Annotated in this window: 15 protein-coding genes and 1 pseudogene; 2 read left to right on the top strand and 14 right to left on the bottom strand. The window is 52.9% G+C overall.

Features of this window, described 5'->3' with window-relative positions; genetic code table 11:
* Positions 1–169: 169 nt before the first annotated feature.
* Complete coding sequence (locus tag QHG98_09320; GenBank protein ID MDH7597916.1) at positions 170–1279, bottom strand: DUF2202 domain-containing protein; 1110 nt, start codon at positions 1277–1279, stop codon at positions 170–172.
* 188 nt (positions 1280–1467) lie between these two features.
* A pseudogene (locus QHG98_09315) lies at positions 1468–1578 on the bottom strand (transposase).
* A 265-nt stretch (positions 1579–1843) separates the two neighbouring features.
* On the opposite strand from QHG98_09315, the gene QHG98_09310 reads away from it, so the two are divergent.
* Entirely contained in the window at positions 1844–3322 is a 1479-nt protein-coding gene (locus QHG98_09310; GenBank protein MDH7597915.1) for a hypothetical protein, read from the top strand.
* 956 nt (positions 3323–4278) lie between these two features.
* Entirely contained in the window at positions 4279–5211 is a 933-nt protein-coding gene (locus tag QHG98_09305; protein MDH7597914.1) for an SDR family oxidoreductase, read from the top strand.
* Between the two features lie 131 nt (positions 5212–5342).
* On the opposite strand, the gene QHG98_09300 is transcribed toward QHG98_09305, so the two are convergent.
* The 12 genes from QHG98_09300 to QHG98_09245 all read right to left on the bottom strand — a co-directional run bounded on the left by QHG98_09300 (position 5343) and on the right by QHG98_09245 (position 13669).
* On the bottom strand, positions 5343–5711 hold the full coding sequence (locus QHG98_09300) for a MarR family transcriptional regulator (protein MDH7597913.1): 369 nt from the start codon (positions 5709–5711) through the stop codon (positions 5343–5345).
* Between the two features lie 18 nt (positions 5712–5729).
* The gene (locus QHG98_09295) at positions 5730–5954 is read right to left on the bottom strand and encodes an LSM domain-containing protein (protein ID MDH7597912.1); all 225 of its coding nucleotides are present in this window, start codon (positions 5952–5954) and stop codon (positions 5730–5732) included.
* A 67-nt stretch (positions 5955–6021) separates the two neighbouring features.
* Positions 6022–6240, bottom strand: coding sequence for a NifU family protein (locus QHG98_09290; GenBank protein ID MDH7597911.1), 219 nt, complete (start codon positions 6238–6240; stop codon positions 6022–6024).
* Positions 6241–6254: 14 nt separating this feature from the next.
* A complete protein-coding gene (locus tag QHG98_09285; protein ID MDH7597910.1) occupies positions 6255–6581 on the bottom strand; it encodes an MJ1244 family protein in 327 nt (108 codons plus the stop codon).
* Positions 6582–6973: 392 nt separating this feature from the next.
* Positions 6974–7549 carry a cobalt-precorrin-7 (C(5))-methyltransferase gene (locus QHG98_09280; GenBank protein MDH7597909.1) on the bottom strand — a complete coding sequence of 192 codons (576 nt, stop codon included), beginning with the start codon at positions 7547–7549 and terminating at the stop codon, positions 6974–6976.
* A 58-nt stretch (positions 7550–7607) separates the two neighbouring features.
* On the bottom strand, positions 7608–8627 hold the full coding sequence (locus QHG98_09275; GenBank protein MDH7597908.1) for a cobalt-precorrin-5B (C(1))-methyltransferase: 1020 nt from the start codon (positions 8625–8627) through the stop codon (positions 7608–7610).
* 281 nt (positions 8628–8908) lie between these two features.
* Entirely contained in the window at positions 8909–9538 is a 630-nt protein-coding gene (locus QHG98_09270; protein MDH7597907.1) for a precorrin-8X methylmutase, read from the bottom strand.
* A gap of 10 nt (positions 9539–9548) precedes the next feature.
* Entirely contained in the window at positions 9549–10943 is a 1395-nt protein-coding gene (locus QHG98_09265) for an SAM-dependent methyltransferase (GenBank protein MDH7597906.1), read from the bottom strand.
* Positions 10927–11739, bottom strand: a complete 813-nt coding sequence (gene cbiG / locus QHG98_09260; protein MDH7597905.1) for a cobalt-precorrin 5A hydrolase — start codon at positions 11737–11739, stop codon at positions 10927–10929. The genes QHG98_09265 and cbiG overlap by 17 nt, the downstream gene beginning before the upstream one ends.
* A gap of 53 nt (positions 11740–11792) precedes the next feature.
* Complete coding sequence (gene cobM, locus QHG98_09255) at positions 11793–12530, bottom strand: precorrin-4 C(11)-methyltransferase (protein MDH7597904.1); 738 nt, start codon at positions 12528–12530, stop codon at positions 11793–11795.
* Between the two features lie 14 nt (positions 12531–12544).
* Positions 12545–13153, bottom strand: a complete 609-nt coding sequence (locus tag QHG98_09250; GenBank protein ID MDH7597903.1) for a cobalt-factor II C(20)-methyltransferase — start codon at positions 13151–13153, stop codon at positions 12545–12547.
* A complete protein-coding gene (locus QHG98_09245; protein MDH7597902.1) occupies positions 13154–13669 on the bottom strand; it encodes a class I SAM-dependent methyltransferase in 516 nt (171 codons plus the stop codon). It abuts the gene before it with no gap.
* Positions 13670–13793: the final 124 nt, after the last annotated feature.

Raw genomic sequence — 13793 nt, 5'->3', positions numbered from 1 at the left:
ACTCACTTCATGCACTCTCTTTCTACCCATAGCCTGGATAGATCGACGCAATGGTTAAAACATTTTGTTATGGAGCACCAGTCACGCTGTGCGCTCGTGGCGAGCGAATGAGTGCGTTCACCAACCGGCCTTCATATCAAGTCGATGAATAGATAAAAGCGGCATCATTTTAAGCACCTCCCACAAACTCCTCATACTCGCCTGCGCTAAGGTAGACCGGTGCATACTCGATGCCCCTATCCTTCAGAGCCCTCACGTAAGAGCGCAGATGCTTCCTCGAGCCTGCAAGGAGCCCGCTGTAGACATCAAGTATCTCTCCATTACTGGTTTCACCCATCGCCCTCTCCAGATCGATAATGCTGATCTCCTCAAAGTTCGCAGCTGCCCTGAGAGCATCATGATCCGAGGATATTTTCGAGAGCAGGTCATCATGGATCCTCTGCAACGTCTGATTATCGAACACTCCCCTCTCCAGAACAGGCGTCTCTATTCCGTATCTTTTCATGAGAGCTCCGATCTGATCCATGTGGCTCTGCTCAGATCTCACCAGATCCAGGAAGATCGCCATGCCCGTCATCTCATAAAGCGTCTTGTAGAGATCACGCGCTGCCTTCTCCTCCTTCCATATGAAAAGCATCCACTCGAAATCATTCCGGGTCAGGTTCTGTGAGACCCGCTGCGCAGAGTTCTCCAATCTTCCCAGATATATCACACCCTCCCCGTATGCGATGTTGTGCTTCACACTTGGATCCATGCTGTCGGACATCGCCCAGATTATCGATACGTTCTTCCCAGGTCTCAGCACCTTGTCGAAGCGATCTCCTGTGTCGAGCTTTCTTCTGAACTCCACTACAGTATGCGTACCGTAGCTCCTGCCGCCATGCTCCATTATGTCGTCGGTGCCTCCGAGTGCTGTATCATCGATATGCGGGCCGTAGTTGCCTGTTGAATATTCGTCAAGCACTCTCGCATTACCCTCAACAAACCCCAGCACCATATCCGCATCCTTCATCCACTCAGCGGGCTCGAAGCCGATGGCGAGCCATCCAGGGGTGCTTCCATTGAGGGCCATGTAGAGATGCTCATCATCGATCTTCCAGGAGGCTGTCATCGTTCCGCCAGTGTATCCCTGCCTCGCAGGACTGTAGAGCTTTAGAGTGTGAGAGTACTCATTCTCGCCCACGACGCCATCAGGCCGCCACTCCTCCGATACCACACCTTCTGTGACCTCTTGCTGCCCCTCTGGCTGTATGCAGCCTGAAAAAAGCAACAGTACCACGATCAAAGCGATCTCATCGCGCATCATTCATGATAATACGTGATGGCTTTTTACAAAAGGATTCCTATCAACCTCCTGCTCAACGATCTGCGAATGCCGCTGCATGCTTCTATCGAAGTCGTCTCAAAATTCACAGTTTCCTCCAGATGATGAGAAATGCGGCCAGCTGCAGGAATCCCAGGAAGCAAACCACTGCATCCGGTTACAAGCACATACAGTATCCCATTGATGGTCTTCCGGTCGTCGGCTCTCTTTCTGCCAACTGCTGGCTGCGGCGGTAAGAGTGGTTTGATGAACAACCATTCCTCGTCAGCTCTCTAAATTCCATCGAACTTCACGATTGATAATGTGCCAGAAAGAGGTATTTATAGTTTCGAGACGACTTCAACTTCTGTGTTGAATAATGTTTGAGTATACGATAGCAGAGGACTAATTTATACTAATTGTAATTATAGTAAAAATCGATGGCGTTCGACCTTACAGGCCTTAATTATTCAACACAGCACAAGTTTACATATGTTTTTATAGTTTGGATTAAACTATAGAATGTAGAGGTAGTTATAAATGCGAGTTTTTGTACTGCTTGTGCTTGGGTTCACCGTTTTGTTGTGGCCCAGCCTTGCACAGAATGCGACAACAGGTGACGTAAATGTGTTTCAGGAAGCACTGGAGAAAGATGGATTCACTGTGCAGGAGGGCAGAATAGGATACCTGGATCTTATAAAATTATGCGATTTGGGTGTACTGCCAGCAGCTTACGGAAATAATCCAAGTACAAAATATTTGACGTACTTTGTTCCACCGGCGCCAAGCCATGAGGTACCTGAGCTATTTTCTCGGATAACCGAAGCACTTGGAATGTCTCAGGGCACATCAGCTTTCTGGAATCTTGGTCCAGATGAAGCGATTGTTTTCGTGGGAAGAACTCCACCTGAGTGCAGGTACTTCAGCTTCGATCATTACCTGCTCTCTCGAACATATGGAAACGAGACGAGATGGATCTTTGCCCCATTGGGCGATACGATAAACAATCTGGTTATCAATACTGAAGGAACGCCCAGCGGGGCGGCCGGAAATCCATTCAATCAGACCACGGTGATAGTTGCTACGGCCGACAGAGGCATCGATCAACGAATCCGTGCAGCAGCCATATCAGCAGGATATTCGGTCGGCACATTTAACACCCAGGTGTTTCCCTCTTCCATGCTGAATATGGGAGTAGATGATAGCTCGGATACGTTTATCATGCTAATCCGTCCCGCTCTATACAAAGATCCGCAAGCCGGCGAGGACTATCTCAATAATGCTCCAGCGAAAGTATTCCGCATAACCCCAAAAGAGAGCGCGGAGCTGGATCCGTATGATTATCCGGAGTTAAGAGTCCGCGGAACAGGGACGACCGAGTTTGACCTCATGGATGATCTCGAAGAGCTGAAGATTGCGATTCTGACCAAATACAGCGGATTGAATGCCACAGAGCTTCCAACCAGTATAGCAACTCAATCAGGAAGCGATGCCATTCAGAGAGGAATCGATGCCCTGGGCCCTGACAATGATTGCTGCTATCTATGGTCGGCAAGCCAAACGGTCTCTTCGCCTACGCCTCCTTTCCCCGATCTATCGCTTTACTATGATTTCTTGCGGGATCCTGCCATCACTTTAAGCAACGATACTAATGAGTTCATAATTGTCTATGGTGTCAACCATGTAGCTACAGGGAAGGCTACGTACTCGAACTTTGCCATCTACGGAGCGGATCTATTCAACGGCCTCAAAGCAATCACCGACGAGGAGTTCAATGGGACTGCAGAAGAGTATCTCCCAAACAATCCCAATGCTAAATACCTCTACGTATACAAGTTGGCCAGGAACTGCAATGGTGATCCACACTGCTATGAAGTCCCCTATGGGATTGGAGCTTACGGCATAGAGCTGAATCAGCCGCTTTTCATTGCGTGGAGGAGCTACCTGGAGGAGGCTACAAAGACAGGTCCATCCTATTCAGAGATCGTGTATGACAGGGCTATCAAGTTCAGACAATGAAGAGCTTGGATGAAAACTGGCCGAGATGATGAGGGCACCATGGTATGCTCTCATCGAATTTTATGCTTGTGTCCATTGGGTAATCTGCATACGATATGCATATGTCATCATGCATCATCGGTTAAGATCGACATGTGTAGAATTGAACTTTGCTCTTATGTATTCAGCAACTTGAAGGACATGCAGGCCGGTTGCTGAATGAACTCATTCGCTCGCCACGAGCGCACAGCGTGACTGGTGCCTCTTCGGGCAAGTTATCAGATGGATAAGAGCGTTGAACTTATAGTCTTTTGCGTCACTTCATGTAAATCCATTTAAAATCTACTAGATGTGTCATACTTCATAGATGATTTCATGTGACGTGCAATATTATATCAACTTATACGGAATACTATAATAGTCTTATCTCGCCTCAGTACTGCTATCAGGACTCAAGTCCACAGGCTGTCGATTTGAATCAAGCTCTCCACTCTGGTGCGGAACATGCTCAATACGTTGAGGTAAATTGCCATCTTGGCGGATTTCTGGATGAACAACATGCCCGATGATAGCGGCTTCACTTGATCAGTAACTCAAGTACGCTCACGATATTGAGCAAATACCTGGTGCGATCTCAATTTGCCAAATTTCATGGCCAAAATATTTGCAGAAAATCCTAACCGATGACCAATGGATAGGCATCACGAATCTCCATGTTACGACTCCATATGCCTAAAAATGTGGAACACAGGTTTATATAAAGATGCCATTGGTTCGTATTATTAAAAGTATGCCATAAAAAATATGCATATATGGCCTCTTCGATGCGCTGCGATATCTGAGCGAATCCGCATGTGATCTACAACTAAAGCTACATGCAGGAGACCTCTATTATACAACGGAAGACAGTACGGCAAAGATAATGTTCCATACAGGACAGGGATGTCGTACAAACGCTTGCGCAAGGAAGGATGTCGTTGCAGAACAGGAGAATAGTTGTAACAGGCGGCGCCGGATTCATAGGATCGAACATCGCCCGGGCGCTCTGTGAGGAGAATGATGTCACTGTCATCGATAACATGAGCACGGGGCGGCGTGAGAACCTGCGCGGATTGGAGGGGCGCATCAGGTTCGTGGAAGGTGATATCAATGACATCGAGATGCTGAAAGCGGAGTTTGAGTCTGTGGACTACGTGCTCCATCAGGCCGCCCTCCCATCGGTTCAGCGATCGATAATCGATCCTATGATGACGAACAGGAGCAACACCGATGGCACGCTCGCTGTGCTCGTTGCGGCAAGAGATTGCGGGGTGAGAAGAGTCGTGTTCGCATCATCCTCCGCTGTTTACGGAGACTCTCCGGATCTACCCAAGAGGGAGAGCTCGGTCCCGAGGCCAATGAGCCCGTATGCGGTGACGAAGCTGGTGGGCGAGCACTACTGCAGGGTGTTCTGTGAGATATACGGTCTCGAGTGCGTCTCTCTCAGGTACTTCAATGTCTTCGGCCCCGGCCAGGATCCAGCATCAGAGTACGCAGCCGTCATCCCGAAGTTCATCGATGCGGTGCTATCAGGAAGCCAGCCTGTGGTCTACGGCGATGGAGAGCAGACAAGGGATTTTGTGTACGTTGAGGATGTCGTGCGGGCGAACATCCTCGCATGCACCTCTCCGAATGCCCCAGGTCTTGCGATCAATATCGGCACGGGATGTGCCACAAGCCTGAACCGCCTGCTCGATGCCATAAGCAAAATCTTGAACAGGGACGTTCGGGCCGTTTACACCGAACCGCGCCCGGGTGATGTGCGGGATTCTGTGGCCGACATCACCCTCGCCAGAGAGGTGCTCGGGTACGCGCCGGAATACGGGCTTGAGGATGGTCTGAAAGAGATGCTGAAATGCCGGTCTGGGTAGCGAACTCTGCACACATCCTCAGCCCATCCGGCTCAGCGTGTTGGCATGTGATGGAGAAGATGACATTCAGCGAATCGATCCCACTGATTCACTCAGATGATGATGCTCTGGGCAGCATGCAACATAAAAGCTCACAGGCTAGCGGCAGCATGCGGTTTCTGTCCGGTGCTCTTGCTGAACGCCAGGGCGAAGAGCCACTCGCTCAGCTTTGGGCACCGCTCAGGCACGCACTCATCGGTGCATCCTGCGCATGGATCGAAAATACCAGATGCCATAAGTGGGGTGAATCGATCGGTGCATGCCGGCCTCTCAACTGCTCTGAGCCGGTACGTCCTGACGCCATCAGCGAGCTCTTCCTCCCTTGTTATCAGCCCATCCTTGAGCAGCTTTGCGACTATCCGGGAGCACTTTCGCGAGTCAATTCCCAGGGCCTTCCAGAGATCGCTCTGGAGAACTCCATCCGGACTGGATCTGATATACTCCAGCGCTTCCTCTATCATCACACCCTCCCCCTGATCCTACTCAACCGGGCTGATCAGTATTATGTTGTTTCCCCTCAGAATCACAGACCCCAGAGACCTGGTCCTCTCTCCATTAACAATCTCAACGGTCTCCAGGAGGTGCAGGTTGAGATACTCATCCACGCTGTTGAGTATGCCCTCGAGGACGTGCCTCTGAGAGCCCTTCATCTCAACCTGTATCTTGGTGCCTATAAGGGACTGGACCTTCTTATTCGGGTACACAGATATTACCTCGTAGCAGTTCTAGTTCAGATCAGAATGCTTTAAGCTGTCGACAGGGGCAGTAGAGCTATACAGCCTCTACAGCCTTCACGCCCGATACGTTCTTTTTAAGCTCACGCTCCACGAAGTTCTTGAGAGTCATCTGGGAAAATGGGCACCCTGCGCAGCTCCCCGTGAGCTTCACATAGACAACGCCATCTGTTATATCCACAAGCTCTACATCCCCGCCCTCGATCCTGAGCACATTCCGTATGGACTCAAGGGTGGACTCGACCTCCTCCTTCATGCTCTGCATTAAACTTAATCTCCTCTGACCTTTATCGATGTCACTGGTTGTATGATCACTGTGAACCTCTTTCCCTTTAAACCTTGCTCCAGGCTCTGAACAAGACGCTCACACCTGTTCGAGCTGACGACGGTATTCACCATAACCCCTGGCTCGGAGAAGTTCCTGATCGCATCAAGTGTCATCTCCGGATCCTCCCTTAGGCGGAAATCCTTCCAGACCCTGGGAGACATCCCCTTGTACTCGTAGATGTAAAATCCCGTGATCCCCACTTCTGTTAGGATGTTCATGACCTTGAGGAGATGCTCGTGGTCGATAAAAACCTTAACCATGCTCTTCATGTGAAGACTGTTGGAGACGATTGAATAAATAGGTTGCCGTTTGTGAAATGAATCTCTACGAATGAGATGAAAAACATGACATAAAATTGAAGTTGCTCATGTGGTTGAATCGTCGGAGAGGCGGTTTCTGGCAGACCAGCTTCAAAAAACTCCGAATATTTCTGCGAGATTATCGATCCGCAGAATCACCGGCATGAGCCACTCCGAACCTGAAGGGCAGTGTACTATATTTGCTGTAAATTCAAAACTGATCGGTGCGCTTCGCACCAGCACGAAGCAAATTTACAGCAATTTCGGCACACAGCCCCTGAAGATCATCATCGATATCGTGTGGTTGTGTGAGAAGGCAGCTGGCAGATTGCGGTAACACGATCAACAAACTTCCGCAGACATCATCTCAGATCGCCTATCACCACGCTGAAGAGTCCTCTCGCCTCTGGCGGATCTCTGGTCGTGCCCGCTGTTATCTTCTCCTCCGGATATCCGAGATCTCTGAGAACGACGACGTCACTGTGGATTCCCGTATCCTCAAGATAACTGCAGAGCGCGTTCAGATCTGTCGAGTCATCTGCAAGAAGAAACACGCACCTGCCATGCTTCAGCTCGAACGCGACAGCCTCTGGATCCATCTTGCGGCCATGAAATGTTACCGGCACGACCTTTAAAAGGCTCAGGCCGAGGCGCGCGCATGCGACCTGCATGCTTGATATCCCCGGGATGACATGACCTCCAAGATATCCGAGGCCGCTGAGCATGGGATCACCGGTTGAGAGGACGACTGCATCGTCCGGCAGGCTCCTCAGCGATCTGTAATCTCTGATTACCCTGACATCACAGCCAGGTGGTATGTGATCTCCAGCCAGAGTTATCGCCCGCTCCGATCCGTATATCAGCTTCGCTGATCTTATAGCCTCGATCGCCTCCAGCGTGATCATGCCAGGACCTGCACCAACACCGACGATCTTCATTGCACATCAATCTCCATTAACGCCAGGAAATCCATCAAAGTGCATGATGGGCGGATGCTCAAATCAATCCTGTATCCCTGAAGATGCTCCCATCCCTCTTTATCAGAACTATCCTGGTTCCGGGAAGCATCTTTCCGAGATGCTCAAGCGCTCTGGTGATCGCCGGGTGATCCGGCTCCCGCTCGATAAGCTCCGCCACTGTCGCATAGCCGGTGCCATCGAGCATCTCAGGCTCTGCCCACCTGAGTATGAGCCCTGGAAGGCCGCAGAGCACGGTCTCCCGGCCGGTGCGCATCCTGAGCATATCGAGCTTTGATCCTATAAGCACCGCAGTATGATCCGGAAAGAGCATCCTGCTGTACATGAGACCTGTTCTCCCAGTTGTGGCAACGACCCTATCAAGCTCACTTAGCGATTCAGAGATGTCATGCTCAAGATGCTCATTCCACGGCTCGACGAATCCCGTTGACCCCAGAATGGATATCCCACCCTCGACACCAACAGACGGATTCAGAGTCCTGAGCGCGATTCTTCTCCCATCGGGAACCGAGAGGCGCACCACGGCTCCGCTGAGCCCTGCCTCTGCGACACCCTCCTCGATCGCTTTTATTATCTGAGCGTGCGCAGATCTGCTTATCGCGGGTCTGCCGATATCCGCGGAGAGACCGCCTCTCCCTATCCTACCGATGCCCTCTCCAGCGACGAGCTCAAAGCGCTCTGACGGCGATGCGCTTGCGATGATCTTCATACCGTGAGTGATATCAGAGACGTGATCCCCGGCGTCCTTCCGAGCAATGCATCTTCCACCGGATGCTTCCACCTTCACCCTCACCCTTATTCCGGCTGGGGTCCACACATCAACCTCATCCACATCCCCCATCATGGAGAGCACCGCGCCCTTGCACGCGGCTGATGCTGTTGTCCCTGTGGTAAGACCTCTGCGGAGCATCCGGCCGTTCGAGAGGAGAACCCAAAGGCCGCTCTCTATCCGCTCCTCGATATCTTCCAGAGAAGATCTCCTGAGCCATTCATCCGGTATCCTGAAACCCGTCACGGGATCGATCATGATGTGTGCCACCTTATCTCCCAGAGCAGGATCTGAACGCGCCCGCATCGGGAACGCGATGATCGGACCTCTGGTGAACCGCAGAGATGCTAATCTAGTACGCTCCGATCCATCTGATAACCTGCCCGGATAGAGCAGTCATGCTGTGCGCTCGTTTCGACTTTATCTTCGACAGCGTCGAAGGCCTGGCGAGCGAATGAGTGCATTAAGCAACAGGCATGCATGTCTTTCGAGTTACAAGACATAAGAGCGATCTCGTAGACCCAGCGCGCTCGGAACATAGATACAGCATTCTACCTGATGCCCTGATGGTACATGTTGATTATCTCGTTCATCGCCGCGACAGCGAGAGGGGTCCCGCCCCTGGTGCCCACGTTCGATATCGATGGAACCTTTACATTTCGCAGTCTATCCTTGCTCTCTGCAGCTCTCACGAATCCGACAGGAATCCCTATGACCAGCGATGGCATCGCCTCTCTTCTCTCCATTATCTCGCATAGCGCCAGCAAAGCAGTGGGCGCATTGCCTATCACGACCACAGCGCCATCGAGCTCATCCTTTGCGGCCATCACCCCTGCAGAGGCCCTGGTGATGCCGAGCCTGCTCGCCATCTCTTCGCCCATCTCTATCAGCGTTCTTATTCTGGATCTGTGACCCTTCTTGACAATACCTGCCTCGACCATCCTTATATCCACGAAGATGTCCACGGCCTCATCGAGCGCCCTGAATCCAGCCCTCACCGGATCCATCACGAACCTCAGGCTCTCTGCTATGCTCGGGTCACCTGTTGCCATGACGCACCTCTGCTTTATCCTGTCCTCCAGGGTCTCATCGCCGACGATCCTGGCGATGAGCTCCCTGCTCGCCCTCGAAATCTCGAACGCCTCTGGCGTCATGGCGCCAAGATCTGAGTATCTGTCCATAACCACCATCTCACACACAGTACTTTCTCTCATATCCTCTGCTGGCCACGATCATCCCATCCCTTATCCTGGAGCCCGGCCCGGATACAATCAGCATGTACCTGGATCCATCGAGCCGCAGATCAGCCAGCTCGGATGCGCTGCATATCTCCATAAACTCCCCCCTTCGTGTCACATCCCTCGCCACAGCACAGGGTCTTGAGCCTGGCAGCCGGTCGGAGATGTTTTTTATTGCGTATCCACTTGCATTGTACAGAAATATGCTGAATCCCGCATCTGCAAGACGTGACAGTCTGTCCGGTGGAACCGCCCTGGAGAGAAGCACAAAGTCGTTCGAGACCGGAGCGCCGGCTCTCGCTGCAGCAGCAGCAAACGCGCTCACACCGGGAAGCATTCTCACCGATCGGCCCCTTTCAACGTAGCGGCCAGCCGCGCTGAATATGCTTGGATCTCCGCCAACAGTGATGACCGGCGACCCCCCGTTCCGCAGCTCTCGCATCGCCCTCTCAAACCTCTGAATCTGTCTCTCCTCGCGGCTTCCTGTGCCTGTGAAAACATCTCCGCCGATCAGCTCCTTTATGCACTCAAGATGCCTCTCCGCCCCCAGGAGGAGTGTTGCAGAGCTCACCGCGTCCACAACCTCATGCGTGAGGTTCTCGAAGCTCCCCGGACCCACCCCAGCTATTGATATCCCCTCACCTGCCACAGCCCTATGTACTCCTCCTGTTATCAGGAGGGTGAGCATATCGATCTCCCCCGCATGGAGAAGCGCATCATCCAGAGTGCATCTCCGTATGGACTCGCCATCGCGTGAGACGTTCCTCGCTATGACGACTCCATCTCCACCCCTTCCCGCGTCTTTCAGCATCTCAAGAGCTGCAGGAAGCTGCCAGTCCCTTCTGGAGCTCCTTGGATTGTAGAGGGCGAACGGCATTCCCATGGAGGCTGCGACCCCGATCCTGTGCCGGATCTCCTCCCAGGGTGTCAGCAGATCGCTGAGGCTCACGACGGCCAGAGAATCTCTGAAGACCACTCCTGCCCTGCAGGCAGCAGCCGAGAAGGCGGTGACGCCAGGAACAACCTCAATCCTGGATGGATCAACTGAGGAGAGAGCGACCTCGATGGCTATGCTCGCCATTCCATACACATTCGGATCTCCACTGCTGATCAGCGCCACTGAGCCGTCATCCAGCAGCTCAACGGCAAGCCTTGCCCTCTCCACCTCCCCGCCCATCCTTCCCGGGAAGACCTTCTTATCTTTAAGTATGGATGGTATGAGATCGAGATACGTGCGGTAGCCTACAACAAAGTCCGCGCCCTCTATCGCCCTCCTGGCGCGCAGCGTCATGCACTCAGGATCCCCGGGGCCGATGCCGACGATGCTGAGCCTACTCTCCGAGGGCAACCGTCACCCTCCCGTAGACCCTCTTCGGCAGTATCATCCTCTGCGCGAGGGCCAGGACCGCTGGCTCTGCGACACCTGAGAGGCCGAGCATCTTCGCCCTCGATGGTGTCACAGGTACCTGCGCATTGAGGGCATCATCAGGGAGGTAAACAACAGATGCGCCGAGTTCTGCAGCAGCCCTCGATATCTCCCGATCACCGCTCTTGATCATGGATGTGGCTATAACCCTCACATCTGATGCATCCCGTCCGGCCTCGACGGTCGCGGATCTTATCGCACTCATTATCTCATCTGCGGTTGCCCCCCTCCTGGCCCCGAGACCTGCAATCAGCCCTCCTGATTTCAGCACAGCCACATCCTCATCCACGATCACTATCCTGGGGCCCCTGAGCCTGACGACTGGAACATCCTGCCGCAGGAATGATGCGTTGATATGCCTTGATGCATCCCTGTTCACAATCACAGCGCCGAATGCAGATGCGATGCCCTCCAGGTTCGGCCTCCCTGACGAATCTGTTGCTGTTGTGATGGCTGGATACAGTCCAAGATGTCTGGAGAGATGAAGCGCGAGATCATTTGCCCCATGATGGCCTCCGATTACCGGAACCGCAGTCCTGAGAGACGCATCCACAGAGACGACAGGCTTGTCCGTCCATTTGTCCCTCAGCAGGGGGCATACAAGCCTGACCACTATGCCGACCGCCATCAGGGCCAGGATCATGTCGTATTCCCTGAAGAGCTCCTCCATTATGCCCTTCCTGTATGTGTGGAGAGCTGCTCTGTAGCTTGAGCTCAGGCTGCTGGAGAGCTGCTCTCCCTTCTCCCTATCCCTCGGAAAGACAAGAACTGCTACCGACTTCTGTATAGATGAGACCTCCTGAACCCGTCTCTCCTGACCACTCCACCTATAATTATAAGGGCACTTTTGTTTATGCCGGCCTTCTCGACCCTCTCCGCTATATCCCCAAGCGTTCCGGTCAGCACCTGCTGGTCGGGCCATGAGGCATGGTAGACGACGGCTACAGGGGTATCCGGCGGAAGCCTCACAGAAGCTACGATCTCCCTGATCCTCTCAGCGCCCAGAAATACCGCCATCGTGGATCCGTGCTTTGAGAGATCCCCTATCTCATCCCTCTCAAGGGTCATTCCGGCAGGCCTTGTGATTATGAGCGACTCCGAGACCCCCTTGAGCGTGAGCTGCGTCCTCAGCGCGGCGGCTGCTGCGAAGAGTGACGATACTCCAGGGACAACCTCGACCTCGATGCCATTCTCCTCCAGCGGCCTCATCTGCTCCAGGATAGCCCCGTAGAGCGATGGATCGCCACTGTGGAGGCGGACCACCCTTTTGCCGGATCTGATGCTGCTCAGCATCCTCTCGGTTATCTCCTCAAGAGAGAGGGTGCTGCTGTCGACAAGCTCCGCCCTGAGACCGGCAAGAAGATCTCTGTTGATCAGCGAGCCTGTGTAGATCACCAGATCCGCCTCTTTGAGAAGCCTGTAACCCTTCAGAGTTATGAGCTCCGGATCACCCGGGCCCGCACCCACAAAGTAGACCTTCTGGGGTTTCCACTCTTCTTTCTCGAACATAACACCCCCGCGAATCAGCGCACGCGCCTGGCATAGAGCACGCTGAAGTAGCTGCTCCTCACCGGCATCTCCCCTCTGACTATCATCTCATCGGCTGTGTAGAGCCTGCTTCCCAGTATGAACTCACCGTATCCCTGCGCATGGAGATCCGCAGCGATTGAAGCAGGCCTTGTCGCCTTCAGCCTGAGAACTGCATCAGGCTCTGAGCCGTCAGATACCAGAAATGATCTCTCAAAGCCTATGCCGAATCGAGCTGCAGCCGCAGGGATTATACCAACCCCGGGGACCGTGTCGATCTCAATCCCTGGATGCCTCCTCATGAGAACTCTCCTGAGATGAGAGAAGGTCGAGAAGGTGTTGACATCGCCAAGACACGCGAAAGATGTGAGGCATTTTTCAGCATAGCCTGCAACCGTATCCGCATTTCTCTCCCATATCTCCTCAAGCCTTTCAAGATCATCTGTCATCGGAAAATCCAGGATCTCCGGCTCGCAGTACGGCCTGGCGAGCTCAGCTGCAAGCTCTCCTGGGGCGAAGACCTTCTCACTCGCCCTCAGCACATCTATCGCCCGGAGGGTCAGCAGACCAGGATCGCCAGGCCCTAGGCTCACACCCACAAGCATTCAATCCCCTCTTCCTACTATCATGAAGATGGGATTCACAGGCTTTAAGGCTATGTCTCCTGCCAGCCAGTAGCCTCTGAATATGTTTATCTGAAGAACCTCCTCAAGCGTGAAGAGATCCTCGACGAGCCCTGCCACCTTTGATACCATGCCTATCCTCGCGACGTCGACGACGAGCCTGAATCCAGGAGCTGCCTTATCCCCAAGCGCAGGAAGGAATCTCTCGATATCCCTTGTGCCGCCTATGAAGCACCTGTCGACCTGGGGGAGTCGCGGAATGACATCGACCGCCTCTCCGCATATGAAATTGCCACAGGGCACCAGGGATCCTGACGCCTCAACAGCTTCCTGCCGCCTGTCTATCCCATAGATTCTGTCTGTGTATCGCGATGCTGCAAGCGATACTGCACCTGAGCCGCAGCCGATATCGAGAAATGTCATGCCCCTCCTGATATCCAGCTTGCCCATCGCTATCTGTATGTTCTCAGGCTGTGTTGCTGTGCCCGGCAGCTTCATCTCTACTCCAGGCGTCGGTTGGGGGATATAAGCTTAATCCAGATTCTGGGTGTGTCTATCATTCAAATTTATTTTATACTAAATCTTGATAGAATTCTCAATGCATAAGCCAGTACTCTCAGAA

Source organism: Methanothrix sp., from assembly GCA_029907715.1.
Classification (GTDB): Archaea; Halobacteriota; Methanosarcinia; order Methanotrichales; family Methanotrichaceae; genus Methanothrix_B.
This window is presented reverse-complemented; position numbering and strand designations above follow the sequence as displayed.